Raw genomic sequence first — 24,362 nt, 5'->3', positions numbered from 1 at the left:
GGGAGACGTACGCAGATGAGCAGCACCCCGAGAACGGCCACGGGCACGGCCGCCGCCCCTTCCCGGCGCAGAGTGCTCGGCGGCATCGCGGCGACCGCCGTGGCCGTCGTGGGCTGGAACACCGTCGACCAGAGCTGGGCGACGGCCGCGGAGACGTCCGGTACGGCCGTCGTCCCGGTGCCGGCGCTGACCGGCACGCTGGAGACGTCGCCCTCCGTGGTCGAGTCCTTCGGCAAGGACTTCGGACACCTGTGGGACGACGCGGGCAACAAGCCGTGGGCCGTGCTGCGGCCGGGCAGCGTGGACGACATCGTCAAGATGGTGAACTACGCCCGGGCGAACGGCATCAAGGTCGCGGTCAACGGGCAGGGCGGTTCCGGTACGGACATCGAGTCGCACTCGGTGTACGGCCAGGCCCGCGTCCCGGGCGGGATATCCATCGACGCCCGCAGCATGTCGAAGATCATCTCCATCAGCGGGAACTGCGCGGTGGTCGAGGCGGGCGTCACCTGGGCCCAGCTGACCGACGCGTGCCTCCAGGTGGGCAAGACCCCGCCCGCGCTGCCCGACTACCTGTACCTGTCGATCGGCGGCACCATCAGCATCGGCGGCATCGGCGGCACCGTGGCCAAGTACGGGCTGCTGTGCGACACCGTGCGCTCCATCGACATCGTCACCGGTGAGGGGAAGCTGGTCACCGCGACGGCGACGACCCGTCCGGAGCTGTTCAACGCGGCGCTGTCGGGGGGCGGTCAGGTCGGGATCATCGTCCGTGCCGAAGTCGCCGTCGTCCCGGCGCCGAAGCGGTCGGTCATCTTCACCCTCTACTACGCGGACGTGGAGACCTACCTCCAGGACGCCGAGAAGGTGCTCGCCGACGGCCGCTTCCAGGTCCAGGCCGGCGAGATGCTGCAGAAGCCGGACGGCTCGGGCTGGCGCTACAAGATGGAGGTCGGGGCCACCTACAGCACGACGCCGCCGGACCGGGCGAAGCTGCTCGGCGGCTTGCAGGACGTCCGGGCCGACGCGGTGATCGAGGACGTGACCTACCGGGAGTACATGTTCCGGCTCGACGCCTACGAGGCCTACCTCAAGGAGTCCGGCCACTGGTACTCGCCCAAGCCGTGGCTGAGCATGTTCCTCCCAGCCTCCAAGACCAAGACGTTCATGAAGCGGGTCGAACAGGAGCTGACCGCCGACTCCCTCGGGGGCGGTTTCCTGCTCTTCTCCCCGTTCCTCACCTCGCAGGTCAAGCGGCCGCTCGCGATGATGCCGGGCGAGTCCGTGGCCTACCTCTTCGACCTGCTGCGGTTCCCCAACCCGGGTGACCCGAACATCCAGGCCATGCTGGACCAGAACCGGCGGCTGTACGACCTGGCGGTGTCGATGGGAGCCAAGCGCTACCTGGTCGGCGCCGTCCCCCACATGACGCAGGCCGACTGGCGGGCCCACTTCGGCAACCGCTGGACCGGCTTCGTCAACGCGAAGAAGAAGTTCGACCCGGCGAACCTCTTCACCCCGGGCCAGGGCTTCTTCGCCTGACCCCGACCCCGGACACCCGCGCGCAACTCCGCACGACCGTGCACCTGAGGAGGCTCGACATGACAACGTACGACCTGATCGACGAGGCGGTGATCGACGCCCCGGAGACCGCCGTCTGGGAAGCGCTCCTCTCGGAGTTCCGCGGCGCCGCCCGCTGGTGGGTCCCGGCCAACACCTTCGCCCCGGTCTCCGGTTCGCCCGACCGGGTCGGCGGCGAGGTGGGGGTGACCGTCCACACCAAGGGCGTCGGCAACGGCGGTCTCAAGCTCCGTTTCACGGCGCGCACGGTCGCCGTGGACAGCGGCCGCCGGCTCGACGTGGAATACGTCGACGGGGCGTTCCGCGGGCCGGCGGCCTTCCGCCTCGAACCGCTGCCGGACGGCCGCACCCGGCTGTCCATGCACTTCGCGGGCAGGCCGCACGGCTGGCTGCGCGTACTGGCCAAGGCCGTCGACCTCGGCGCGGAGCACTCGAAGGCCACCTTGGCGGCCTTCGAGTCCCTTGGCCGGCTGCTGTCGTCCTCCACCGCGGGGGCCCGGCGATGACCACGGCCGCCGAAGTCACCCGGGAACTGACCGTGCGGACCGACGACGGCGCGGAACTCGCCGTCACGGTACTGGCCCCGCTGGCGGGCACGCCGGCCGCCGTGGACGTGGTCCTCGTGCACGGCTGGGCGCATTCCCGCCGCGCCTGGGGCACCATCGCCGACCGGCTCATCCGGGCCGGTCACCGCGTGGTGCTGTACGACCAGCGGGGCCACGGCGCCTCCACCTGCGGACGCACCGCCGTCTCCGTGGAGCGCCTCGGCGACGACCTCGGGGCGGTGCTGGACGCGGTGGGCGCCCGCGAGGCCGTCGTGGTGGGCCACTCGGGCGGCGCCTTCGCGGCGCTGTCCCACGCGGCCGGCGGCGGGCGGGACGGGCGGCTGGGCGGCCTGGTGCTGCTGGGTGCTGCGGCCCACGGCCAGGACACGCCCGACGGCGAGGTGAAGATGATGGGCAGCGCCCTCTTCTCGTGGGCGCTGCGCCGCCCCCCGCTCGGCCGCAAACTGCTGTCGTCCACCATGGCCAAGACCGTGGACCCGGCCCTGCTGGACGTGAACCGGCAGCTGTTCGCGGCGACGGACCCCCGGATCCGGGCGGAGTTCTTCCGCTGCACGCGAGGCTGGGACCTGCGCCCGGCGCTGGCCGGCGTCACCGTGCCGGCGGTGGTCCTGCACGGTGAGGCGGACAAGGTCATCGATCCCGCGCTGGCGCGGACGCTGGCCGACACCCTGCCGGGGGCCCGGTTCGAACCGGTGCCCGGAGCGGGCCACATGCTCCCGCTGGAGCGGCCCCTGCTGGTCGTGTCCGCCGTGGCCGAGCTCGCGTCCCGGTGACCGCCGGACGATGATCGAGGCACTCCTGCCGCCGGGCGTCACGTCGTCGGAAGCCTTCGACGACGAGGCGCCCGCGCCGCTCTTCCCCGCCGAGGCGGCCCTCATGGAGGGCCGCCTCGCGCGCCGTCGCCGCCAGTTCGCGACGGCCCGCGCCTGCGCCCGCCGCTGTCTGGCCGCTCTCGGCCACTCCCCCGCACCCCTGCTGCCCGGCCCGGGAGGCGCTCCCGCCTGGCCGGCGGGCGTGGTCGGCAGCATCACGCACTGCGACGGCTACCGCGCGGCCGTGGCGGACCTCCGCGACCGTACGTCGGCCCTCGGCATCGACGCGGAGCCCGCGGGCCCGCTCCCGAAGGGCGTGCTGGGGCTGGTCACCTCTCCCGCGGAACGCGCCCACCTGCGGGAGCTCGCCGCGGCGCACCCCGGCGTCCCCTGGGACCGTCTCCTGTTCAGCGCCAAGGAGGCGGCGTACAAGGCCTGGTACCCGGCGACCGGCGTCTGGCTCGGCTTCCGCGACGCCGCCGTGGCCCTCACCCCCGAGGGCACGTTCACCTGCACCCTCGACGTCCCGGCATCGCCGGGCGAACCCGTCGATCCGGTCTACCACGGCCGCTGGTCGGCGGGGCCGGAGCTGGTCCTCACCGTGGTCGCGCGGCGCGGCTGAGGATCAGCGCGGTCCGGGCCCGCCGAGCACGACCGTGCGGGGCGAACGCGAGCCGGGCCCGCCGGCGGGCGCGGTGATGCCCGCGCGGTACTCCTTCGGGCTGACTCCGCGCACCCGTTTGAAGGCCGCCGACAGGGCGAACGCCCCGCTGTAGCCGACCCGGCGGGCCACCGTCGCCACCGTGGCCTCCGGTTCGCGCAAGTAGTCGGCGGCCAGGGCGATGCGCCAGCCGGTGAGGTAGGCGACCGGGGGCTCCCCCACGACGTCGGTGAAGCGGCGGGCCAGGGCCGCCCTGGACACGCCGACCTTGCGCGCGAGTTCCTCGACCGTCCAGCCGTGCGCCGGGTTCTCGTGCAGCAGGCGCAGCGCCGGTCCGACCACCGGGTCGCTCTGGGCCCGGTACCACGTCGGGGCGCCACTGCCGGGGGCCGCGAGCCAGGCGCGCAGGACCCCGATCAGCAGGAGGTCCAGGAGCCGGTCCAGGACGATCTCCTGGCCGGGCTCGTCGCGGGAGATCTCCGCCGTCAGCAGCGTGATGAGTGCGTGGTCCGCCGATTCCGCCGGGCGTACCAGGATCGTGGGGAGCACGCTCAGCAGCCGCCGGCCGATCTCGCTCGGCGCCTGGTAGGTGCCGCTCAGCATCACCGCCGAGCCCGCGTCCTGGAGCGGATCGCCCCAGGTACGGACCCCGAGGGCCATGGTCTCGGTGACGTCCTCGCCGCTCGCGGTGCTGCACCGCTGCTCCGGCCCGACCGTGATCTGGACCGGCGTACCGACGGAGTCGGCGACCGTGTACGGCTCGGGTCCGTGCACCACGGCCACGTCGCCGGGCCGGATCCGTACCGCGGTGCCGTGGTCCGGCACCAGCCAGGCGTCGCCGTGGACCATCGTGATGACCGACAGCGGCGCCCGGTCCTCCACGCGCAGCGACCAGGGCGGGTTGAAGACGGACTTGAGGAGGAAGGCGCCGCGCGCCTTCGGGCCTTCCAGCAGACCGGTCAGCGTGTCCATGCGGATATCCTCTCTCGTTTCCCGCCGGGCGGGAACGCGTGAAGCGCCCGCTCTCCCGCGGGGGACGGATGCGAGAGCGGGCGCCGTTCACGGGGACGCCGGAGCGGTCCGGTGCCGGGTCCGGCGGGACGGGCGGCCAGGGCCTACGCGGCCGGGGTGCGGCCGTGCAGGGCCAGCGTCCGGCCCAGGGCGGCCAGGGCCGTCGCGCAGGCCAGGGTGCGGACGATGTTGCCGGCCCGCCAGCGCGTGCCGAACCCGGCGCGGGCGGCGGTGAAGTCGGACCCGGCACGGGCGAGTTGGGCGTTCAGCGGCAGGTTCACCAGGGCCGTCACGACCAGCGAGAGCGTGTACAGCGCGAAGGCGGTCCAGGCCCAGCGGGCCGCGTGGGGGCGTCCGCCGCGCTGCTGCTGCGCGGCGGCGACGCCGGTGGCGATGAACGCGCCCACGAACAACAGTCCGAACAGGCCGTTGTCGATGGCGTCGTTAATGTTGCGCATCGCGGTCACGTACGTCTCGTCGTCGCCGCGCCCCAGTCCCGGGATCACCGAGATGTCGAAGGCGAAGTAGAGGCCGGCCATCAGGCCGGTGCCCACGGTCGCCGCCACCAGGGTCGCGGACTGGGCCGTCGTGCCCGTCGTCAGTCGTGTCACTTCCGGAGTCCCTTCAAGGTGTTCTCGTACCGCCTGCGGAGCAGGGTCGCGCCTCGCAGCCGGACCGGCGGCGGGATGGTGGCGGACACGTGCGCGACGGACTCGCGGCCCGCTCCGTCGAACATCCAGGGCTGGAGGTACAGCAGCACGCGCCGGGGAGCACTGGCCACCACCTTGCGTTCCTCCGCGAGGTAGGCCCGCTCCCCCATCCGGTCGAAGACGGGGAACACGACGCGTTCCTCGTCGCGCAGGTGGTCGTGCAGGATCTCCTGGAAGTCCCGGGCGGCCCGGACGAGCCCCTCGCCGCCCCGGGTGACGGCGGTGGTGACCGCCGCCATGGCCGTGTCCAGGTCCTCGTGGTCGTCGTGCAGTTCGCGGGCCTGGGCATCGAAGTCCGCGTCGCGGCGGCGCAGTCCGGGCCACAGCACGTCGTCCTCGCTGGTGTGGTGCCACTCGATGACCTCGCGCAGGCGCTGCCACCACTCGGCGCCGCCGCCCCGCCATGCCGGCGCGGCGTCACGCAGTCGTGCGGCGTCGCGGCGCATCGCCCGGTGCATCAGGGCGAATCCGTGGTAGTGCGGCGCGAGGGCGTCCAGTCCGTGTTCGCTGGAGTAGGGCGGCTGGTGCGTGGGCATCGTGGCCTCCTGCCGGTCGGTGCGGCGTGCGTACGTGCTCCGCGCCCGGGGCGTGCGCCGCGCGGGGCGGCCGCCGTGTGAGGCGGCCGTCCCGCGGAAGGCGCGTGCCCAGCGCGGTCAGACGTCCCAGACCCCGGTCGCCGCGGCCTCGCGGGCGAAGTCGGCGAAGTCCTTGGGCTTGCGGCCCAGAGCCTCCTCGACCCCGTGCACGAGGTGCGCGTTGCGACCGTCCAGGATCATGGTGAACAGGTCGGCGAACTCCTCCGGGAGACCGTTCTCGCGGAGCACCGCGCGGTACTCGTCGTTGGTGACGGAGACGTACGTGATCTGCCGGCCGGTGGCCTTCGACAGCTCGGCGGCCACGTCGCTGTAGCTGAGCAGACGCGGACCGGACAGTTCGTAGGTCTTGCCGATGTGCTTGTCGTCGGTCAGTGCGGCCACGACCACGTCGGCGATGTCGTCGGCGTCGACGAACGCCTCCACGGCGTCGGCGGTCGGCAGGGCGATCTCGCCGGCCAGGACCGGCTCCAGGAAGAAGCTCTCGCTGAAGTTCTGGTTGAACCAGCTGGAGCGGACGATCGTCCAGTCGGCACCGGAGGCCTTGAGGTTGTCCTCGCTTGCCTGCGCGGCCTCTTCGCCGCGGCCGGAGAGCAGGACCAACCGGCGGGCGCCGTTGTCGACGGCCACCTTGGCGAACGCGCCGACCTGCTCGGCGGCGCCCGGGAAGGCGAGGTCGGGGTAGTAGGTGACGTACACCCGGTCGACGCCCTCCAGCGCGGGCACCCAGGTGTCGGGCTCGTTCCAGTCGAAGGCGGGCTCGCCCGAGCGGGAGCCGACCCGTACGGGGAGGCCCTGGGCGGAGAGCTTCTCGGCGACGCGGCGACCGGTCTTGCCGGTGCCGCCGATGACGAGGGTGGTCCTGATGTTCTGGGTGGTGGAAGTCATGAGTACAGTCAAGTCCCTCGGCGCGAGACGGGACATGGCCGCAAAGCTCAGTTCCATATGCGTGCGTCTACGCGTGGTCGTGTCAGGGCGGGAGGAGCGGGACCGGCCGGGCCGGGCGGAGAGGTCAGAAGCGGCCCAGTCCGCCGCAGACGTTCAAGGCCTGCGCGGTGATGGACGCCGCCAGGTCGGTGGTCAAGTAGCTTACGAGACCGGCGACTTCCTCGGGAGTGGAGAAACGGCCCAAGGGTATCTGGGCTTCGAACTGCTGCTGTACGTACTGCTCGGTCGTGTCCCACACCCGTGCGTAGCCGGCGCGCACGCGGGCCGCCATCGGCGTTTCCACGTACCCGGGGCAGACGGCGTTGACGGTGATGCCGAGCGGCGCCAGCTCCTTGCCGAGGGCCTTGGTGAGACCGACCACGGCGTGCTTGGACGCCGAGTAGGGGGCGCCGAGGAGCACCCCCTGCTTGCCCGCCGTGGAGGCGATGTTGACGATCCGGCCGCGGCCGGCGGCGGCGAGGCCGCCGTTGGTCAGCGCTTCCCGGGTGACCAGGAAGACGCTGTTCAAGTTGGTGTCGATGACCTCTTCCCACAGTTCGTCGGTGAGGTCGGCGGTGGCGCCGCCGCCGCTGCGGCCGGCGTTGTTGACCAGGATCCTGACGGGTCTGTCGAAGGTCGCGACGGCTGCCGCCACGAGCCCTTTGACCTCTGCCCGGTTGCGTACGTCGGCGGCGGCCCCCTCGACCTCCATGCCGTCGGCCCGCAGGTCCTCGACCGTCTGCTTGACGTCCGTCTCCGTGCGTGCGCAGATGAACACCCGGTGGCCCCGGGCGCCCAGGTCGCGCGCGACGGCCAGGCCGATACCACTGGTCGCCCCGGTGACCAGGGCGAGGGACCCGTCGGAGGCCTTGACGGCCCCCGGCGTCGACTGTGCCTTCATCGGGCGCCCTCCGTTGCTCGCTGATGCCCTGACGATGGCAGCGGCGGCTCGGGGCGCACCGGAGGGGGGATGGAGGACCGGGTGAGTCCCGCCTCAAGGACGGTCAGCCGCCGTTGTGCGAGTTGCAGGTCTTCTTGAAGCCCGCGTCGGCGCCACTCTGCCATCCCTTCCAGTAGGTGTCGGAGTGCTGCTGGCCGCTCTTGTCCGGCGTGGGCGTCTGGTCACAGCTCTTCTGCCCCGTGGAACGGCCCGCTCGGTAGCCGTCGCCGAAACCGCGCTTGTAGTCCATCTTGTTGTTGCCGGTCGTGGTGCCGGTGGAGTCGTCGGCCTTGACGACCTTGCAGTTGACGAAGGTGAAGTTCTGGTCTTCCTTGACGGCGAGGACGGTGTAGTCGACGTTCTTCTGGAAGCGCGTGACCTGGAAGTTGCCGCTCGCGTCGACGTTCAGCGGCACGGTGCTCTCGCCGTCGTTGAGGTTGCGCGGCGCCGTGAACCCCTCGCCCTTGATGGTGACCGAGGTGCCGTTCGCGTTCGGGGTGACCGTACAGCTCGCGGTGGGTACGGCGGCCCCGGCCGACGGGGCCAGGGCGACCGCGCCGGACAGCGCGAAGGACGACGCGAGCAGCGCGGTGATCACGGTGCGTCGGGTGTGTCGGTGCATGGTGGTACTCCCCTTCCGGGAAAGAGACGTGCGGGAGCGGGGAGGGGCCGGCCACGCGCGGCCCGCGGGCTCCGCCCCTTCCATCGTCCCTCCGGCCCTGCGGGGTGTCGACCGGGCCGCTGTCAACACGAGGGCCGCGCGTTCACCCCACCGGGGGCGCCCAGTTCCCGCACCCGGGGCCGGGCGCCACGGCCGCACGGGACCGGGGTCCGCCCGGCGCGCCCGGCGCGCGGGGGTGGTGGGACGGCGCGAGGGCCGCGTCCGGGCGATCACTTTCGGTGCCACCATGCCTGCGCGAACAGCGGGCGAGGCGGCGCGGCCGTCGCACAGGGACGCAGCCGTCGCACAGGGACGTAAGGGAGCACAGCGGTGACTCAGGTGGTCGACGGGACGACTCGGCATGTCCCCGCACAGCAGGGGCCGCAGGGCGCCGGGGCGAGTGCTCCGGAGCGGACCGACGCGGAACTGCTCATCGCGGCGTCGATCCTGCTGGCGGACGCGGCGCTCACGGCCAAGCAGGCCGGCGCGGAGCTGACGGGAGCGCTCTCCAGTGGGCGTTTCGTGCTGGACGCGCTGCGCCGCCCCGGCTGGGCGCTGGGCACGGCGGTCTCCTGCGTGCAGGCGCTCACCAGCCCGGCGGGGCTCGGCTTCGGGGCGAACGGGGGCCTCCTCGGCGAACTGGCGCGGATGGCGGGGAGCGTGACGTACCGCCGTCCCGCGAAGGTGGCCATGGCGGTGGACGCGTTCGCGATGCGCATCCGCGCCGTCGCGGTCGAGCACCCGAACCTGGACTCACCCCTGGCCAGGCGGCTGACGGACGCGATGGTCGGCGGGAACCGGCTGGAGGCGCTGCGGGCGATGTACGCGCTGGTGGAGCGGCTCGGCGTGACCCGCGCGCTGACCACGGTGTCCCCCGTCATCATGGAGTTGCTGGCCCTGTCGGGGCTGCTCGACGAGAACCCCGTCAACGACGATTTCTCGTGGGTGACGCTCGCCGGCGGCGTGCCCACCACCGATCCCTTCCTGGGGCTGCCGAGTTCGCTGCTGGGCCGCCTCAACCCGGGACCCGGCCGGGCGGAGCGGGCCGACGCGGACTCCATCCTGGAGAAGGTGCTGGGCACCTCCCGCAACGACATCGTCAGTTACGTGGGCGACATCGGCGCCCTGGGCAACCACGGGCTGGTCCTGTTGCGCCGCGTGGCCTGCACCGACGGGCAGCAGCGGTACGTCCTGCTGCTGCCCGGGACCAGCTTCGGTCTGCTGAGCAACAGCACCCCGCAGGACCTCGTCGGCGCGTTCGACGGACTGCTGCGCACCGACACGACGTACACCCGGGCGGTGAAGCAGCTGTTGCTGCGCTCGGGACTGCCCGCCGGGTCGGAACTCATGATCGTCGGCCACAGTCTGGGCGGGCTGACCGCGATGAACCTCGCGATGGACGTGGACGTCGCGTCGACCTACCGCATCACGCACGTGATCACGGTGGGTTCCCCGATCGACAGCAAGCGGCCCGCCGACCACACCACCCAGGTGATCAGCCTCGTCAACAAGCACGACGTGATCCCCATGCTGGACGGGCGCGGCCCGGCCTCGCCCAACGACATCCCCGACAGCTGGGTCGAACTGTCCTGGCTCGACGAGTCGTACGACTACCCGCTGTCGCACGCCCCGCAGGCGTACTCGGACACTCTGCGCGGGGAGTTGACCACCTACCGGGACCAGGTCAACAAGCTGATCACGGCCTACGACGGCGAAGTCGTCGGGAACCAGCCCTACATGCTCCGTGACAAGTGACCACGGCGACCGCACCGACCACAGCGACCACGAGGGAGACCGACCGATGACCACTGCCGAGAGCCCGGCCACCACGGCGCGACGGCCGGCGACGGCCTGGCCGCTGGAGAACGCCGTGTTCAGCGCGGCCATGTTCGCCCACCGGCTACCGTGGACGGACGCCCCGGCCCGCGCGCTGGGGCTGGACGCGCTCACGCGCGACGGGGTGCGCGGCGGCCTGCTGGCGCACCTGCGGCGTACCCGCTCCGGGAGGCCGGTACGCCTGCGCACCGCGTTCGGGACCTTCCTCGTACCGCCGTCGGGCGCTGACGCCGCGAGCCTCCTCGCCGCGGCGCAGGAGGCGGGGGTGCTCGGTGCCCCCAGCGGTCTGACGCCGGGCGGCCTGCGGTACGGGCTCTCCCCGCACGTGCCCCTGGAGCGGGAGGTGCCGGTGGCGCGGGGGCAGTGGGCCGCCCTGGCGGCCGAGGACGTGGACGCGGTGATCGCGGCCCGGCGCGGGGACGGCACGCTCGACCGGGACACGTGGCGGCGCGGCGCGGCCCGGGTCGCCCGGCGCGTCGTGGTGGGCGCGGCGGCGGCCGAGGACACGCTGCTGAGCGAGGTGGCCGCGCGGGCGGCGGCGGAGTCGGGCAGCCGGTCCCACCGGGTTCGCAGCGCGGCGCTGGAGCGGCGGCTGGCCCCCTACCTGGCCGATCCGGACCCCGCTTCGCTGGCCGGGTGGCTGCTGGCGGACGGCGCCGCGCCCGAGGCGGCGGGCCCGGCCGTCACGCACGCGCTCGCCGTGGTCGAAGGGGCCGTGGCCGGGTCCGCGCTGCAGGCGCTGGCCCTGCTCGCGGTGGGCTCGGTGGCCGGAGCCGGTGAGGCGGTGGGCGAGGCCCTGCGCCGCTACCCGGCCGTCGGCGCGGCCGTGTACCCGGTGGAGGGCGCCTTCGTGTGGGAGGACCTCGCGGTCGAACACGGGACGGAGATCCTGTGGGCGCCGGGCTGGGCGCCCGGGGAGGACCGCCCGGGGCAGGGGCCGTCCGCGCTGTGCGGGGCGCCGTCCGGGTGCGCCGCGGCGCACCCGGACGGCTGCGCCGCGGCGCGCTTCGCGGAGCACGTCGCCGAGGAGGTCGTGCGCCGCGTCACGGCGGCGGTGCACCCCGTGCTGATCTCGCCGTCGTTCAGCGCGGACCGGCTGCCGGACGCGCTGGACCCGGACACGCTGCTCGTGGCCTTCCGCGAGGCCGGCGGCCTGATCCCGGACGGCCGGGTGACGGTCGGCCTGCCGGCGGCGCTGCCGGTCCGGGTGCACGGCTTCGCGCCGGCGGCGTACGGGGCGCTGGCCCACGCCAGCGCGGACCGGCTCGAGCGCCACGCGGAGAGCCTCGCCGCCTGCGCCGGGCACAGCGGCTGGGACACCGACGAGGCGGGCGAGCGGTTCCGCATGACCCTCCTCGGGCACGCCGAGCGGTGTGCGAAGGCCGCCGGGGACGTGCGGCGGGCAGCGAAGCGGCTGGCCGGCTGATGCCGGGCCGCTCAGCGGAGTCCCGCCGGGGCGCGGTGGTGACGGGACTGGGTTCCTACGTGCCGCCGCGCGCCCTCACCAACGCCGAGCTGTGCGGGAACCGGCCCGTCGGCGACGAGTGGATCCGCTCCCGGATCGGGGTGGGGAGCCGTCGCGTCGCCGACGGGGAGGCCACGGTCGAACTCGCGGTACGGGCCGGCCGGGGCGCGCTGGAGGCCGCCGGGGCCCCGGGGGCCGACGCGGTGGTCCTGACCACCATCTCGCCGGACCGGCTGGTGCCGGCCGGGGCGCCGGAGGTGGCCGCGCGGCTGGGGTGCGGGACGGTCCCGGCGTTCGATCTGGCCTCGGGGTGCAGCGGGTTCGTGTACGGCCTGGGCGTCGCTTCGTCGCTGATCACCTCGGGGGTCCTCGACAGCGTGCTGCTGGTGGCGTCGGACGTGTTCAGTGCCTTCGTCGACCCGGACGACTGGCTGATGGCGGCCATCTTCGGCGACGGCGCGGGGGCGGTGGTGCTGCGGGCCGGCGACGCCGGCGAGCCGGGGGCCCTCGGGCCGTTCGACCTGGGCAGCGACGGTGCGCAGGCCGACCTGCTGGAAGTGCCCGGAGGAGGGGCGCGGGCACGCAAGCGCATCCTGGCGGCGCCGGAGGCGCGGTTCTCGCCGTACTTCCGGATGGACGGGCCGGCCGTGCGCAAGCAGGCGGTGGTCGGCATGTGCGATTCGCTGACGCGGGCCGTACTGGGGGCCGGGTGGTCGCTCGACGAGCTGGACGCGGTGGTCGCCCACCAGGCCAACCAGCGGATCCTGGACGGCCTCGCCGCCGAACTGGGCCTGGAGTCCGGGCGGGTGCTGTCGCACATCGAGGCGTACGGGAACACGGCCACGGCCTCGGTGCCCGTCCTGCTGGCCCAGGCGGCCGCCGCCGGGAGGCTGCGGCCCGGGATGCGGGTGGCACTGACCGCGTACGGGGCGGGGCTGGCCTGGGGGTCGACCACCCTGGTCTGGCCCGACGTCCGGGCGGTGACCGACGACGGGTGAGCCGTCCCCCCTGCCCGGACGGCTCACCAGAAGGGCGTCTCGCGCCTGCCGCGTTCCCGGTCCACCAGCTCCTGCACGGCGGCCTGGCTCTCGGCGCAGAGCCGGCGGGCGGCGGCCGAGCGCTCGGCGAGGGACCCGGGCCGCGGCGGCACCGGGATCGGCTCCCCGATGGTGACCAGCCACTTCGACGGCAGCGGGAAGAGCGGCGTGAGGGGGAAGTAGGGGAGGTCGAGGAGGCGCGCCAGGGCCGGTACCTCACCCAGCCTGGGGCACGCCTCCTCGGCGCCGACGACGGAGACCGGGACGACGGGGGCGCCGGTCCGCACTGCGGTGACGGCGAAGCCGGGGCTGAACGGACGCAGCCGGTAGCGCTCCTCGAAAGGCTTTTCCAGTCCGGCGATCCCCTCGGGAAACACTCCTACGAGTTCTCCGGCGGCCAGGCGTTCCCATCCCAGCGTCGGATCGAGCGGAATGGCCCCCTTCTTGCGCGCGTACGATCCGATGACCGGCACCCGGAAGACGAAGGGGGCGGCGGGCACGTGCAGCGGCCGGTCGAGACGCCGCACGAGAACCTTCTGGAGGACGAATGCGTCGAGCCCCCAGGCACCCGAATGATTGGCGACGAGGACGGCGGGCCCTTCGGCGGGAATGTTTTCCCAGCCCGTCACCTCCAGCCGGAAGTATTCGTCCACGAGCCAGTCGAGGAGCCGGTCCCAGGCGCTCTCCCCCGCCTTGCCCAGCAACCGCTTGAGGTTTCGGAGCTCCGTCCCGGCGACGTCGAGGACGTCGGCCACATCGACCGGGCCGACGATCTGGTCGACCGGGTCAACGGTCGAATCGACAAGAATTTCCGACATGAATGATCCTCACTTGCCCGTCAGGCGTCACTGGGAGGCCCATTGCGGACAGGTTTTGAGTAATTCGGCGGCCGTGGTACTTATGTGGGCACGAAACCCCGGCCCCACCGCGCCGGGGAAATCGATTTTCCGTTCGCCTTCGACCGCCGGCCGTTTGCGCCACCATGCTGCAAAGGGCCGCGAAACCGCAAATGAGAGATGCCGTGACCATTTCCGCGCAGGAATCCGTCCTCCACGCGATCAGTGAACTGCTCATCGAGAAGTTCGAGGTCCCCGCCGACGAGGTACGGGCGGACGCGCCGATGCGCGAACTGCTGGCCGACTCGCTCATGGTGGTCGAGATGGCCATCGCCGTGCACGAGATGCTGGGCGTCAAGGTCGAGGAGGAAGAACTGCGCGGGACGACGCTCGCGGGGTTCGCCGAAGCCGTCGGTGCGCGCTGCACGGGCCGTTGAACCGACGCCCCCCGGCCGTCGTCACCGGGATCGGCCTGGTCACGCCGGGCGGCTGTGACCTGGAGACCACCTGGTCGGCGGTCCTCGACGGCCGCCGCACCTGCGCACCCGACCCCGCGCTGGCCGGTCTGCCGGTCTCCCTCAGCTGCCGCGTGCCGGAACTGGACCACCCCGTCCTGCGCCGTCGCGGCTCGGGGCGCCTGGACCGGGTCGACCGCCTCGCCCTGGCGGCGGTCGCCCAGGCGCTCGACCAGGCCGGACTCGACCCGGAGCAGTGGGACGCCGGCCGGGTCGCCGTCGTCACGGGCGGTGGCATGGGCGGCCTTCTGACCCAGGAACAGGCGCTGGCCCGGCTGGCCGACCGGGGGCCGGAGTTCGTCTCGCCCTACTTCCTCACCGGCTATCTGATCAACATGGCGTGCGCCAACATCGCGCTGCGCTTCGGGACGACCGGTCCCGCCCTCTCCACCTCCACGGCCTGCGCCTCGGGCACCACCGCACTCGGCCTCGCCCGGGACCTGATGGCGACCGGGCAGTGCGACATCGCCCTCGTGTGCGGCGCGGAGTCGGCCATCACCCGGCTGATGGTGGCCGGCTTCACCCAGATGGGCGCCCTGTCGGGCACGGGCTCGCGGCCCTTCGACACCACCCGCGACGGCTTCGTCATCGCGGAGGGCGCCGGCGCCCTGGTACTGGAGCGGCCCGCACACGCGGCGGCCCGGGCGGCACGGCCACTGGCGCGGCTCATCGGGTACGCGGCCTCCACCGACGCGCACCACCTGGTGGCCCCGCACCCCGAGGGGCGGGGCGCGGAGCAGGCCGTCCGCGCCGCGCTCGCCGACGCCGGCGTGGCGCCGGGGGACGTCGGCCACGTCAACGCCCACGGCACCGCCACACGGCAGAACGACGCCATCGAAGCCGGTGTCCTGCGGCGCGTGTTCCCGCACCGGCCGCCGGTCACCTCGGCCAAGGGGGCCCTGGGGCACACGCTGGGCGCGGCGGGAGCCATCGAGGCGGCGCTGACCGTCCTGGCGCTGGCCGAGGACACGGTTCCGCCGACGGCCGGGCTGAGCGAGCCCGGCGCCGGGATGGAGATCGACGTCGTGGCGGGCTCACCACGCGGGCAGGCCGGTGAGATCGCGGTGAGCAACTCCTTCGGTTTCGGCGGCCACAACGCCGTCGCGGTCCTCGCGCGCGCCTGAACACACGGGCGCGTCTTCCGGCGGCGCCGCCGGTCGGGGAAGATGCGGAGGTCACCCCAGCGCGGCGCGAGGAGCGTTACCCCAGATGTCCCCTTCCGGTACCGGTGCCCGGCCGCCGACGATCGCCGACGTGGCCCGGGCCGCGTCGGTGTCACCGACGACCGTCTCCCACGCCCTGAACGGGATCGGCAAGGTCGACCCCCGCACCCGGGAGCGCATCAAGGCGATCGCCGCCGAGCTCGGCTACCGGCCGAACCTGCGGGCGCAGCGGCTGCGCCGGGGGGAGGCCAAGGCCATCGCCCTGGCGTCGTCGATGCCGTTCGCCGTGGCGGGCGGACCGTCACGGCTCGGCTTCTACATGGAGGTCGCCGCCGCCGCGGCGGAACGCGCGCTCGTGCACGGCTACGCACTCGTGCTCGTCCCGCCGGTCCGTACGGGGTCCCCCCTGTACTCGGTGGACATCGACGGGGCCATCGTCGTGGAGCCGGACACCGACGACGTCGCGGTGGCGCAGCTGCGCGAGCGGGGGCTGCCCTACGTGGCGCTCGGACGGCCGGTCTCCCCCGCCGACGCCGCCCCGTACGTCGACCTGCGCGGGGCTCCGGTCGCCGAACTGCTGCTCGGACACCTGCGGGAGCAGGGCGCGGTCCGGCCCGCGCTGATCGTCGGTGACGGCGCGCGGCACTCCGGGGTCGACGCCCGGACCGTGTACGAGCGGGCGGCGGCGCGGCACGGCTGGGACCCGATGGTGGCGGCCGCCCCCGAGGAGGGGGGTGAACAGGCCGGGTACGACGCCTGCGCGGCGCTGCTCGCCGCCCACCCCCGCATCGACGCCGTCTGCGCCCTGGTGGACACCTTCGCCGTCGGAGCGGTCCGGGCGATCCTGGACAGCGGCCGGCGGATCCCGCAGGACGTCGCGGTCGTCACCCGCTACGACGGACTGCGGGCCCGGACCTGCGAGCCCCCGCTCACGGCGGTCGACCTGCACCTGGACCACGCCGCTTCCGAGGCCGTGGAACTGCTGCTCGGCCGGCTGCGCGGGCAGGACACCCCGCCCGTCGCCACGGCGCCCGAGCCCCGCCTGATCGCCCGCGCGTCGTCCCTGCGCGGCGGCCCCGCGTCCTAGCCCAGCATGAGCACCACCCCGGACACCAGGGCGAAGCCGAGGACGAACAGGCGCATCCGGCGGGCGTCCAGGCGGTGGTGCACCAGGCGGCTGAGCCAGGCCCCCACCGCGAGTGCGGGCAGCAGCAGCAACGCCGGGGCCAGTTGGCCCGGTTCGCCCTCGCCGGTCGCGAACAGCAGGGCGAGGGAGGCCACTTCGCCGACCAGGAAGCACACCGCGATCGTGGCCCGCAGCTCCGCGGGCGGCCGGTGCTGGTAGACCAGCGCGAGCGGCGGGCCGCCCACACCCGTCGCGGTTTCCGTGAGGCCCGTGACCAGGCCCGCCCCCAGGTACGCGCCCCGGCCGGGGGTGAAGGCAGGTGCGGCCAGGCTGACCAGCGCCGCCAGGACCGTGGCCGCCCCGACGAACAGCCCGAGCCGGCCGTCGGGGATGGCCCACAGGAGGGCGAGGCCGAGGGGGGTGGCGGCGAGCCGCGCCCCGGTGATCCAGCCGGCGCCGCGCAGGTCCAGGCTGCCCCGCTCGCGCCAGGCCACGTACGCGTTGAGCGGGATCATCGACGCGAGGACGAACACGGGCAGCAGCGCCGGATCCAGCAGGCCCGCCACCGGGGCGACGATCAGCGCGAACCCGAGCCCGCTGGTCCCCTGCACGAAGGCGGCCAGCGTGACCGTCACCGCGAGCAGGGCGAAGGTCTGCGAGGTCACCGGGCCACGCTCCGTCCGCGGTGGCGGTCGGCGCGCGCGGCCGTGGAGGTGGGGTGGACCCGGGTGACGGCGGCGCGCCCCAGCACGGAACGGGAGAGCTCGGCCGCCTGCCGCACCAGCGCCGGACCGTCCCAGTCGGTGGGCCAGCCCTGCCACAGCCGTAGCCGGCCGCCGACGAACACGGCGCTGATCTGGTCCCGGTTGCCGCGCCGCACCAGCTCCCACGGCAGGTCCCAGGTCAGCCGCATCTCCGGGGTCGCCGTGTCGACGAGCAGGAAATCTGCGGCGGCCCCCTCGGTGACGGTTCCGGTGAAGGAGCCGAGACCGAGCGCGTCGGCGCCGCCGCGGGCGCCGTGCTCCAGCCAGGTCCAGCCCGCTCCGCAGGAGGAGTCGCCGGAGGCGAGTCCGTAGGCGAGGCGCTGGGCGGACTCCGCGGCGTCGGCGAGCCGGAAGGCGTCGCCGCGGGTGCCGTCGGTGCCGAGCCCGAAACGGATGCCGCGCTCGGCCATGAGCGCCGCGGCGGCGACGGCGTTGCCCTTCCAGGCACTGGCGACGGGGTTGTAGCTGACGGCCGCGCCGCTGTCGGCGAGGAGGGTGAGTTCCGCCGGGGTGAGCAGCGTGGCGTGGGCGGCCACCAACTGCGGCCCGAGGGCGCCCACGTGGTGCAGGTGCTCCAGGGGGCGCATGCCGTGCCGGACGAGGGAGCGTTCGACGGCGACGAGGTGCTCGTTGACGTGGATCTGTACGACGGCTCCCGCTTCGGCGGCGAGGCGGGCGCTCTCCCTCAGGGTGCGGGCGGTCGCGGCCTCGGGGATGGAGACGGCGAGGGACGGGTGGATCAGGTCGTCGGTGTCGTAGCGGGCCAGGTGCTTGTGCGCCCGGGCCATGACGTCCGCGGAGTCCCCGCCCGGGGCGTCGTTGCACAGCAGTCCCAGTACGCAGCGGATCCCTGCGTCGCGCGCGGCGGTGGCGACGACATCGGCCTCGACGGCAGCGCGGGTGCCCGCGTCCGCGACGGTGGTGAAACCACCGCGCAGGGACTCCAGCGCGGCCAGCTTCGCCGCCACGTACGCGGACTCCTCGTCCAGCGCGCCCTCCAGGGGCGCCCACACCCGGCGGAATATCTCGGAGGGTTCGCCGAACGCGAGCGCCGCGCCGAAGCTCTGGGTGAGGTGGTGGTGGCTGTCGACGAAGCCGGGCACCAGCGCGTGGCCCGGCAGCCGCACCGGTGTCAACCGCGGGTGCAGACGCTCCAGTTCGCGGGCGGGGCCGATGGCGCCGAAAGATCCGTCGGCCACGACGACCGCATGCGATTCGAGCGGCCCGTCGGGGGTGAAGACCACGTCGGGCACGAGCAGCCGGGGGCCGGTGCCGGTGAGGTGGTCGGGGGACACGTCGTTCATGGTTCTCTTTCCGGTGGGCGCGGTTCAGGTGCGTGGGGCGGGCTCGGGGACCCCGGCCGGGGAGCGGCGCAGCCGCGGGTGGTGGAAGAGGACGTTGAGGAGGGCGGCGGTGAACGCCCCGACGGCCACGCCGCTTTCGAGGAGGATCCGCGGGCCCGACGGCAGGCTCCCGTACACGCCCGGGACCAGGATGGGCAGCAGCCCGAGGGCGAGGGACACGGCGCAGATGAAGGTGTTGGTGTGCCGGTCGAGTGCGGCGCGGCCGAGCATCTGGATGCCGAGGACCGTGATCACGGCGAAGACGACCATGGCCGTACCGCCGACGACCGCCGCGGGGACCACGCTGATCGCTCGCGTCACGGGAGCGAGGAACCCGATGCAGATGAGCACCACGCCGGCGGCGGCGGTGACGAAGCGGCTCCGGACGCCGGTGACGCGGACGATGCCGATGTTCTCGCCGCTCGTCACCATCAGCGGAAGCCCGAAGAACCCGCCGAGGAAGGAGACGGCCGCGTCGCCGCGGATGGTCTTGGGTACGTCGGTGCGGCGGTCGATGGCCTTGCCGACCGCCTCCGCGTTGATGACGGTCTGGCCGGTGGCCTCCGCCATCGAGGCGAGGCTGTAGAGCATCAGCGGGAGCGCGGCGACCAGGTTGAACTGCGGGGAGCCGAACGGCAGCAGCTCGGGAGCGCCCAGCAGGGGGCCGTGGAGGGCCGGCCCGAAGTCGGCGGCTCCGAGGGCCAGTGCGAGGACGGTGCCGGCGATCAGGCCGAGCATGACGGCGAGCTGGCGCAGGACGCCGGTGAAGAGCCGGTAGAAGGCGACGGTGAAGCCGATGGTGGCCAGGCCAAGCAGGAGGTGGGTGGGATCGGCGAAGCCCGGCTCACCGGGCCGGCCCGTGACCAGGACCGCGCCGACCTTCACCAGGTTCACCCCGACGATGACGATCATCGTTCCGATGACGAGCGTGGGGAAGAAGGCGAGGAGCCGGGAGAAGACCGGCAGCACCACGAAGTAGAAGGCGGCCGTGAGGATCACGGCGCCGGTGGCGGTGCGCAGGCCGTGCTGTTGGGCGATGGCGAGGAACAGGATGAGCGGCGCGCCGCCGGGGAGCATGACGAACGGCAGCCGGGGCCCGATCTTCCAGGGGCCGAGGGACTGGATGAGCGAGCCGATACCCGACAGGACGAAGGCGGCGGAGAGCAGTTTGACCGTCAGGCGGGAGTCGAGCCCGAGCGTCGCGCTCATCAGGAAGATCGCCGAGATGGGGGTCGCGGCCATCACCAGGACGTGCTGGATGCCGAAGAGCAGGATCCTGCCCGTCGGGCGGGTCTGGTCCACGGGGTGGGGCTGGTCGTCCGGGAGCGCCTCGTCGTGGTGGGGCTGCGTGTGCAGCCGGGACGCCGGGTCCGGCTGGGTGTCGGAGTGAGGTTGCGGTGGTACGGGACGGCGGTTCGCGATGCGGAAACCGGGCACGTTCGAGCTCCGTTCGGCTCGTTCCGGATATGGCTGGTCCCACGACCCGGGACGGGGGTCGTGATGACGGAGCCAAATCGATTTGGCCGCCAGTATGTGAGGGCTCTTCGATCGCGTCAAGGGAGTGGGACGAGACGCTTGGAACGCCGTCCGGTTATGAAAACTCCCCCTCCCCCACGAGGGGGTTGGGGGAGTAAGGTGCCCCGGTGCGGGTCACTGCGGGGTGTGGAAGCGGCCCGCGCCGCGCTGCTGGGGAACGGTCTTCAGCCGGTGGGCGCCGGAACGTCGGCGGTCCGGAAAGGGGTTGCGCCGCGAGGGGGCCGAAGGGGCCACGACCAGGAGGGCGATGAGGGCGAGGACCGCGACGAGGATGAGCCCGGCAACGAGGTTCATGTTCCTGCCTTCCGTCGGGTACTGACGGTCTTTCACTGCCTGTCTGTCACTACATCCTGTAACCGAAAATCACGGCGGTAAACACAACGGGTGAGTGTGCTCGGTAACGCCAGGGCAAAGAGCGGCAGTTGTGACCCGGCGCAGGACGTTCCGAAGTCGTGTCCGTCGGCGATCCACCGCCACTGCAAGGTGGCCGGCGACCCCGGCGCAGGTGAGGACGGGGCGGATGTTCACCCGACGAGTACGGCCGGCACCGCGCCGGGCCCCGGCGGGCTCGGCCGACGGAACGAGAGCCAGGACGGCCGGCAGCTTCTGGGCAGGTCGGCCCGGCAGCGCGGCGGAGCCCGCAGCGCGGCGAGCGCGGCGGAGCCGAGCAGTCGGGCGGCCCCCCGTACCGCCGGGCAGGGCGCAGCCCGGGGCATCGCCGAACCCGTGGCCCGACCACTGCGTGGACCCCGACGCGGGCATGCGCACGAAGGCCGGGAAGGACGGGGCCGCGGAGCGCGGCCAGGCGTGGTCCGGCGAGCGGGCGACCCGTCGGGCGGCCCTCCTCGGGGCCGGCCGCATCAGCCCGGGCCGGTTCGATGCCCACCGGCGGAGCCGACGAGGACGGAGGTGACGGTCACCCGTGCGAACCAGGGGAGCCGGACTGCTCGGCCGTCTCGGGCCGGCTCCGCCGGGCGCGTCCAGGTCCGCGGCGAAGAAGCGGCGGAAGACCGCGTAGGCGACGGCGCCGCGCGCCCCTCCGGGCGGCCGCCGCGAAGACCCCCGGCATCAACAGCACCCAGGGGCGGCCCGGCCGGAAAGCCGCATGAGCAGCGGGGAAAGGGCGAAGACGGGGCCGAACGACCCGCGCCCGGCAGCACGGCGCCCCGACAACGCTGCGGGGTGCGGTGCCGGGCGGCGCGGGTCAGGCGCGATCCGGATGAGACGGCCCAGGGCGCCGGCGCACAAGAGCCCGTCGTCATCGCGGAGCGTCGGGGAGGGCCGCGGACGGCGGCCGGGAAGCCGATGACGGTCCGGGCCGCTCCGCCTCCTCGCCCACGTGCGTCCGGCGTGATCCCAGAGGGGGACGGTCAGGACGGTCAGGACGGTCAGGACGGTCACGGAGGTTGGCCCGACGGGCACCCCCCGATCGTCGCGGAGCAGCGGACGGGGGCGGCAGCGGCCGCCCCCGGATTTCCGGTCGTCGCCGCCGGTGTCAGGCCGCGCTGCGGGCGGGCTGCGGGGTGAGCAGCTGGGCCTGGCCGAAGAGGAGCGCCCAGCCGTCGGGCAGGCCGGACAGGACACGGGCGAGGAGGTCGGGCCCGGCGAGGGCGGCGACGACGGTGAGGACCGCGCCGGCTTCCCAGCGGGCGGTGGCGGGAGTACCGCCGGCCTGGCTCGCGAGCTCCTTGACGAACGCCCATCCGGTGAGCGGCCGCGGATCGGGAACCTGGGCGGTGAAGGCGAGGGCGGCTTCGACGGGCAGGCGGGCGGCCAGGCCCACGCGTTCGTCGCCCGTGATCTGGCGGCCGAGTGCCGACATGACGCGGCGGACGGCGTCCTCGGCCCGCTCCCGGGTGGGGTACGCGCCTTCGTAACGCACCTTCTCCACCATCTGGTCGTAGGTCATCTCCGGCGCCTGCTGGAGCTGTTCAGGCCGGTGGAACATGGATGCTGTGCGCCTTTCTGATCGACGGGTCGGGGGTGGTTGACGTTCAAGCGGACTTTCAGGCGGACGTTCAGGCGGCCTGTGGGTGCCCGAAGAGGAGGTCGTAGCCGGGTGGCAGCTGGAGCAGGATCCGACGGATGAGGTCCCGGCCGGCCGCGTCGGCGGCGACGCTGAGCACGGCGCCGACGTCCCAGGCCGCCGTCGCCTGCGAGGCCCCCTCGATCCACGCCGCCGTGGCGCGGACGAAGCGCTCCGGCGAGAGCGGCTCCATCGCCTGGAGCGGGTTGAGGAGGATCAGGGAGTACGTCTCGGGCAGACGGGCCGCCAGTTCGGCCCGCTCGGAGCCGACGATGTGGGCGCCGAGCAGGGCCAGGACGACCCGGGCCGCACGGTCGGCTTCCTCAGGGGTGTCGTATTCGCCGCGTTCCTGGACCTGGTCGAGGAACGCCTCCCAACGCAAGGCCATGGGACCTGTCCTCCTCGGTGTGCCGGCGGGGACGGTACGCGCGCCCGCGGGCGACGGGCGCCGCCAGGGAACAGCTCGGGGTGGCGCGGAGGACGGGACTGCCGGGGGGAGTGAGCGGCCCGTCCTCCGCCGCCCGGGTGGCCGAGGGGCCACTCAGCCGGAGATCTCCTTGCGGCCGCCGTCGGCGGCACTGATGGTGATCTTGCGCGGCTTGGCGCGCTCGGCGATCGGGATGCGCAGGGTCAGGACACCCGCGTCGTAGTCGGCCTTGATGTTCTCGGTGTCCAGGGTGTCGGCGAGCATGACCTGCCGGGAGAACACGCCGAGGGGACGCTCGGAGAGTTCCATCTGCACGTCCTCGCCCCTCACCGTCGGCCGGCGCTCGGCCTTGACGGTCAGCATGTTCCGCTCGACGTCGATGTCGAACGCGTCCGCGGCGACACCCGGGACGTCGAAGGCGATCACGTACTCCTCGCCCTCGCGGTAGGCGTCCATCGGCATCACGGACGGCTTCGACCAGGTGCCGGTCGTGCCCATCAGCTGCTGGGTGAGCCGGTCGAGCTCGCGGAACGGGTCGGTGCGCATCAACATCGCGAAACACCTCCAGTCGGTTCAGGCAGGAACTGCCAATGCGCTTCAACGTGCTTCCGTTGTAACATGTCGTCCAGACGATGACAAGTCAGACGTCATCTGGAGGATGACGACGACGAGACCCCCGGAGAGTGCCTCATGACCGCATCCGCGCAGCCCGAGCCCCGAGCGGGGACGGGCCCGGCCTCGTTCCTCGCCGCGGCAGCGGCCCTGGAAACCATCGACCGGGCCGTCCGGGAGGCCCAGAGAACCGACGGCGGGGAGCCGGGCGGCGCCCCCTCCGGGACCACGGACGGACCCCACCCGGCCCTGGCCTCCCTCCTGTTGCTGCGCCAGGTACGGGAGCAGCTGGCCGGCTGGGAGACCGGCCTGATCGAAACCGCCCGGGAAGCCGGCGCCAGCTGGGCGGACCTGGCCGGGCCCCTCGGCGTGGCCAGCCGCCAGGCCGCCGAGCGGCGCTACCTGCGCCAGCGCCCCGGCGAGGCGGGGGTCACCGGTGAGCAGCGGGTACAGGCGGTGCGCGACCGGCGGGCGGCCGATCGCACCGTCACCGCATGGGCCCGGGACAACGCCGCGGGCCTGCGCCGGCTCGCCGGGCAGGTCACCGCCCTGACCGACCTGCCCGCCAGCGCGGACCGGCAGCTGGGCGAGCTCAACCGGGCACTCGCCCGCGACGACGCGTCGCACCTCGTCCGCCCCCTCACCGACACCCGGCGCCACCTGCGCCCCGAACACTCCGAACTCGCCGAGCGCATCGACGAGATGACCCGCCACACGCACCGGCTGCGCCAGGACAGCGACACCCAGCGCCGCGAGACCTGAGGGGCACAGCCCCCGACCCGCGGTGAGGAGGAAGGAGCGAGGGATGTCCACGCGTCCGTACGAGCCCGGTCCGACGCCGCAGGAGCTCGCGGCGGCCGTCACCACGAGCCGCCGCGACGGCCGCACCACCGTGTCGGTCACGGGGGAGATCGACATCGCGACCGCTCCGCTGCTGGCCGAGGCACTCCGGGCGGCGCTCTGCGACGGTGTGACGCGGGTCGAGGCCGATCTCAGCGGGGTCTCCTTCTGCGACTGCTCGGGGTTGAACGTGCTGCTCGCCGCGGAGCGGCACGCCCGCACCCACGGCCGGGCCCTGCGCGTGACCGGAGTGCGTTCGCCGCAGGTGCGGCGCCTGTTCGAGTTGACGGGGACGACCACGGCCACCGTCGGGAGGAGGCGCCGGCATCCGGGCGGCCGTGACTTTGCGTAGCCGGAAAGCGGAGACCCGTCTC

The 24,362-nt window shown here is 73.6% G+C and carries 26 protein-coding genes; 12 read left to right on the top strand and 14 right to left on the bottom strand.

Features of this window, described 5'->3' with window-relative positions:
- Window positions 1-15: 15 nt before the first annotated feature.
- The 4 genes from OG861_RS28580 to OG861_RS28565 are packed head-to-tail and all read left to right on the top strand — an operon-like array spanning window position 16 to window position 3,581.
- On the top strand, window positions 16-1,542 hold the full coding sequence (locus tag OG861_RS28580) for an FAD-binding protein (protein ID WP_329192677.1): 1,527 nt from the start codon (window positions 16-18) through the stop codon (window positions 1,540-1,542).
- Window positions 1,543-1,601: 59 nt separating this feature from the next.
- Window positions 1,602-2,087, top strand: a complete 486-nt coding sequence (locus OG861_RS28575) for an SRPBCC family protein (protein WP_329192679.1) — start codon at window positions 1,602-1,604, stop codon at window positions 2,085-2,087.
- Window positions 2,084-2,920: an alpha/beta fold hydrolase gene (locus tag OG861_RS28570; protein ID WP_329192681.1), complete on the top strand. Its 837-nt coding sequence runs from the start codon at window positions 2,084-2,086 to the stop codon at window positions 2,918-2,920. The genes OG861_RS28575 and OG861_RS28570 overlap by 4 nt, the downstream gene beginning before the upstream one ends.
- A gap of 10 nt (window positions 2,921-2,930) precedes the next feature.
- Complete coding sequence (locus OG861_RS28565) at window positions 2,931-3,581, top strand: 4'-phosphopantetheinyl transferase family protein (RefSeq protein ID WP_329192683.1); 651 nt, start codon at window positions 2,931-2,933, stop codon at window positions 3,579-3,581.
- A gap of 3 nt (window positions 3,582-3,584) precedes the next feature.
- Here the strand turns inward: OG861_RS28565 and OG861_RS28560 are convergent, their stop codons facing one another.
- From OG861_RS28560 to OG861_RS28535, 6 genes are all read right to left on the bottom strand, one after another.
- Window positions 3,585-4,592 (bottom strand): AraC family transcriptional regulator, encoded by a 1,008-nt coding sequence (locus tag OG861_RS28560; protein WP_329192685.1) that lies wholly within the window; start codon window positions 4,590-4,592, stop codon window positions 3,585-3,587.
- Window positions 4,593-4,735: 143 nt separating this feature from the next.
- Entirely contained in the window at window positions 4,736-5,242 is a 507-nt protein-coding gene (locus OG861_RS28555; RefSeq protein ID WP_329192686.1) for an anthrone oxygenase family protein, read from the bottom strand.
- A complete protein-coding gene (locus OG861_RS28550; protein WP_330261901.1) occupies window positions 5,239-5,877 on the bottom strand; it encodes a hemerythrin domain-containing protein in 639 nt (212 codons plus the stop codon). The genes OG861_RS28555 and OG861_RS28550 overlap by 4 nt, the downstream gene beginning before the upstream one ends.
- A gap of 117 nt (window positions 5,878-5,994) precedes the next feature.
- Window positions 5,995-6,822: an NAD(P)H-binding protein gene (locus tag OG861_RS28545; RefSeq protein WP_329192690.1), complete on the bottom strand. Its 828-nt coding sequence runs from the start codon at window positions 6,820-6,822 to the stop codon at window positions 5,995-5,997.
- 124 nt (window positions 6,823-6,946) lie between these two features.
- Window positions 6,947-7,762 (bottom strand): SDR family NAD(P)-dependent oxidoreductase, encoded by an 816-nt coding sequence (locus OG861_RS28540; protein WP_329192692.1) that lies wholly within the window; start codon window positions 7,760-7,762, stop codon window positions 6,947-6,949.
- A 103-nt stretch (window positions 7,763-7,865) separates the two neighbouring features.
- A complete protein-coding gene (locus OG861_RS28535) occupies window positions 7,866-8,423 on the bottom strand; it encodes a hypothetical protein (protein ID WP_330261900.1) in 558 nt (185 codons plus the stop codon).
- Between the two features lie 369 nt (window positions 8,424-8,792).
- On the opposite strand from OG861_RS28535, the gene OG861_RS28530 reads away from it, so the two are divergent.
- Genes OG861_RS28530 through OG861_RS28520 form a run of 3 tightly spaced genes read left to right on the top strand, consistent with a single transcriptional unit; the run spans window position 8,793 to window position 12,761 of the window.
- Window positions 8,793-10,217: a lipase family protein gene (locus tag OG861_RS28530; RefSeq protein WP_329192696.1), complete on the top strand. Its 1,425-nt coding sequence runs from the start codon at window positions 8,793-8,795 to the stop codon at window positions 10,215-10,217.
- Between the two features lie 46 nt (window positions 10,218-10,263).
- On the top strand, window positions 10,264-11,724 hold the full coding sequence (locus OG861_RS28525) for a hypothetical protein (protein ID WP_329192698.1): 1,461 nt from the start codon (window positions 10,264-10,266) through the stop codon (window positions 11,722-11,724).
- Window positions 11,725-11,762: 38 nt separating this feature from the next.
- Complete coding sequence (locus OG861_RS28520; RefSeq protein ID WP_329192700.1) at window positions 11,763-12,761, top strand: beta-ketoacyl-ACP synthase 3; 999 nt, start codon at window positions 11,763-11,765, stop codon at window positions 12,759-12,761.
- A gap of 23 nt (window positions 12,762-12,784) precedes the next feature.
- Here the strand turns inward: OG861_RS28520 and OG861_RS28515 are convergent, their stop codons facing one another.
- Window positions 12,785-13,618: a lysophospholipid acyltransferase family protein gene (locus OG861_RS28515; RefSeq protein ID WP_329192702.1), complete on the bottom strand. Its 834-nt coding sequence runs from the start codon at window positions 13,616-13,618 to the stop codon at window positions 12,785-12,787.
- 203 nt (window positions 13,619-13,821) lie between these two features.
- Here OG861_RS28515 and OG861_RS28510 point away from each other — a divergent pair, with 203 nt between their 5' ends.
- The 3 genes from OG861_RS28510 (at window position 13,822) to OG861_RS28500 (ending at window position 16,401) form a co-directional block, all read left to right on the top strand.
- Window positions 13,822-14,073, top strand: coding sequence for an acyl carrier protein (locus OG861_RS28510; RefSeq protein WP_329192703.1), 252 nt, complete (start codon window positions 13,822-13,824; stop codon window positions 14,071-14,073).
- Window positions 14,070-15,275 (top strand): beta-ketoacyl-[acyl-carrier-protein] synthase family protein, encoded by a 1,206-nt coding sequence (locus OG861_RS28505; RefSeq protein ID WP_329192704.1) that lies wholly within the window; start codon window positions 14,070-14,072, stop codon window positions 15,273-15,275. The genes OG861_RS28510 and OG861_RS28505 overlap by 4 nt, the downstream gene beginning before the upstream one ends.
- A gap of 85 nt (window positions 15,276-15,360) precedes the next feature.
- The gene (locus OG861_RS28500) at window positions 15,361-16,401 is read left to right on the top strand and encodes a LacI family DNA-binding transcriptional regulator (RefSeq protein WP_329192706.1); all 1,041 of its coding nucleotides are present in this window, start codon (window positions 15,361-15,363) and stop codon (window positions 16,399-16,401) included.
- Here OG861_RS28500 and OG861_RS28495 read toward each other — a convergent pair.
- The 7 genes from OG861_RS28495 to OG861_RS28465 all read right to left on the bottom strand — a co-directional run bounded on the left by OG861_RS28495 (window position 16,398) and on the right by OG861_RS28465 (window position 23,088).
- Window positions 16,398-17,105: a sulfite exporter TauE/SafE family protein gene (locus tag OG861_RS28495; RefSeq protein WP_329192708.1), complete on the bottom strand. Its 708-nt coding sequence runs from the start codon at window positions 17,103-17,105 to the stop codon at window positions 16,398-16,400. The genes OG861_RS28500 and OG861_RS28495 overlap by 4 nt on opposite strands.
- Entirely contained in the window at window positions 17,102-18,508 is a 1,407-nt protein-coding gene (locus tag OG861_RS28490) for an amidohydrolase family protein (RefSeq protein WP_329192710.1), read from the bottom strand. The genes OG861_RS28495 and OG861_RS28490 overlap by 4 nt, the downstream gene beginning before the upstream one ends.
- 24 nt (window positions 18,509-18,532) lie before the next feature.
- A complete protein-coding gene (locus OG861_RS28485; protein WP_329192712.1) occupies window positions 18,533-19,984 on the bottom strand; it encodes a uracil-xanthine permease family protein in 1,452 nt (483 codons plus the stop codon).
- A 213-nt stretch (window positions 19,985-20,197) separates the two neighbouring features.
- Window positions 20,198-20,377, bottom strand: coding sequence for a hypothetical protein (locus OG861_RS28480; protein ID WP_330261899.1), 180 nt, complete (start codon window positions 20,375-20,377; stop codon window positions 20,198-20,200).
- A gap of 1,201 nt (window positions 20,378-21,578) precedes the next feature.
- Window positions 21,579-22,031: a DUF2267 domain-containing protein gene (locus OG861_RS28475; protein ID WP_329192716.1), complete on the bottom strand. Its 453-nt coding sequence runs from the start codon at window positions 22,029-22,031 to the stop codon at window positions 21,579-21,581.
- A 70-nt stretch (window positions 22,032-22,101) separates the two neighbouring features.
- Window positions 22,102-22,497 carry a DUF2267 domain-containing protein gene (locus OG861_RS28470; protein WP_329192717.1) on the bottom strand — a complete coding sequence of 132 codons (396 nt, stop codon included), beginning with the start codon at window positions 22,495-22,497 and terminating at the stop codon, window positions 22,102-22,104.
- A 153-nt stretch (window positions 22,498-22,650) separates the two neighbouring features.
- A complete protein-coding gene (locus OG861_RS28465; protein ID WP_329192719.1) occupies window positions 22,651-23,088 on the bottom strand; it encodes an Hsp20/alpha crystallin family protein in 438 nt (145 codons plus the stop codon).
- Between the two features lie 138 nt (window positions 23,089-23,226).
- On the opposite strand from OG861_RS28465, the gene OG861_RS28460 reads away from it, so the two are divergent.
- The gene (locus OG861_RS28460; protein ID WP_329192721.1) at window positions 23,227-23,910 is read left to right on the top strand and encodes an HSP18 transcriptional regulator; all 684 of its coding nucleotides are present in this window, start codon (window positions 23,227-23,229) and stop codon (window positions 23,908-23,910) included.
- Window positions 23,911-23,953: 43 nt separating this feature from the next.
- Window positions 23,954-24,340: an STAS domain-containing protein gene (locus tag OG861_RS28455; protein WP_329192723.1), complete on the top strand. Its 387-nt coding sequence runs from the start codon at window positions 23,954-23,956 to the stop codon at window positions 24,338-24,340.
- Window positions 24,341-24,362 lie beyond the last annotated feature (22 nt).

The sequence above is a fragment of the Streptomyces sp. NBC_00539 genome, from assembly GCF_036346105.1.
In the GTDB taxonomy this organism is placed as follows: Bacteria; Actinomycetota; Actinomycetes; order Streptomycetales; family Streptomycetaceae; genus Streptomyces.
This window is presented reverse-complemented; position numbering and strand designations above follow the sequence as displayed.

What these genes read in the sequence shown, in the direction of transcription:
- OG861_RS28580 (WP_329192677.1), top strand. Translation starts at nt 16, where the DNA reads ATGAGCAGCACCCCGAGAACGGCCACGGGCACGGCCGCCGCCCCTTCC.
- OG861_RS28575 (WP_329192679.1), top strand. Translation starts at nt 1,602, where the DNA reads ATGACAACGTACGACCTGATCGACGAGGCGGTGATCGACGCCCCGGAG.
- OG861_RS28570 (WP_329192681.1), top strand. Translation starts at nt 2,084, where the DNA reads ATGACCACGGCCGCCGAAGTCACCCGGGAACTGACCGTGCGGACCGAC.
- OG861_RS28565 (WP_329192683.1), top strand. Translation starts at nt 2,931, where the DNA reads ATGATCGAGGCACTCCTGCCGCCGGGCGTCACGTCGTCGGAAGCCTTC.
- OG861_RS28560 (WP_329192685.1), bottom strand. Translation starts at nt 4,592, where the DNA reads ATGGACACGCTGACCGGTCTGCTGGAAGGCCCGAAGGCGCGCGGCGCC.
- OG861_RS28550 (WP_330261901.1), bottom strand. Translation starts at nt 5,877, where the DNA reads ATGCCCACGCACCAGCCGCCCTACTCCAGCGAACACGGACTGGACGCC.
- OG861_RS28545 (WP_329192690.1), bottom strand. Translation starts at nt 6,822, where the DNA reads ATGACTTCCACCACCCAGAACATCAGGACCACCCTCGTCATCGGCGGC.
- OG861_RS28540 (WP_329192692.1), bottom strand. Translation starts at nt 7,762, where the DNA reads ATGAAGGCACAGTCGACGCCGGGGGCCGTCAAGGCCTCCGACGGGTCC.
- OG861_RS28535 (WP_330261900.1), bottom strand. Translation starts at nt 8,423, where the DNA reads ATGCACCGACACACCCGACGCACCGTGATCACCGCGCTGCTCGCGTCG.
- OG861_RS28525 (WP_329192698.1), top strand. Translation starts at nt 10,264, where the DNA reads ATGACCACTGCCGAGAGCCCGGCCACCACGGCGCGACGGCCGGCGACG.
- OG861_RS28515 (WP_329192702.1), bottom strand. Translation starts at nt 13,618, where the DNA reads ATGTCGGAAATTCTTGTCGATTCGACCGTTGACCCGGTCGACCAGATC.
- OG861_RS28500 (WP_329192706.1), top strand. Translation starts at nt 15,361, where the DNA reads ATGTCCCCTTCCGGTACCGGTGCCCGGCCGCCGACGATCGCCGACGTG.
- OG861_RS28490 (WP_329192710.1), bottom strand. Translation starts at nt 18,508, where the DNA reads ATGAACGACGTGTCCCCCGACCACCTCACCGGCACCGGCCCCCGGCTG.
- OG861_RS28480 (WP_330261899.1), bottom strand. Translation starts at nt 20,377, where the DNA reads ATGAACCTCGTTGCCGGGCTCATCCTCGTCGCGGTCCTCGCCCTCATC.
- OG861_RS28475 (WP_329192716.1), bottom strand. Translation starts at nt 22,031, where the DNA reads ATGTTCCACCGGCCTGAACAGCTCCAGCAGGCGCCGGAGATGACCTAC.
- OG861_RS28470 (WP_329192717.1), bottom strand. Translation starts at nt 22,497, where the DNA reads ATGGCCTTGCGTTGGGAGGCGTTCCTCGACCAGGTCCAGGAACGCGGC.
- OG861_RS28465 (WP_329192719.1), bottom strand. Translation starts at nt 23,088, where the DNA reads ATGTTGATGCGCACCGACCCGTTCCGCGAGCTCGACCGGCTCACCCAG.
- OG861_RS28460 (WP_329192721.1), top strand. Translation starts at nt 23,227, where the DNA reads ATGACCGCATCCGCGCAGCCCGAGCCCCGAGCGGGGACGGGCCCGGCC.
- OG861_RS28455 (WP_329192723.1), top strand. Translation starts at nt 23,954, where the DNA reads ATGTCCACGCGTCCGTACGAGCCCGGTCCGACGCCGCAGGAGCTCGCG.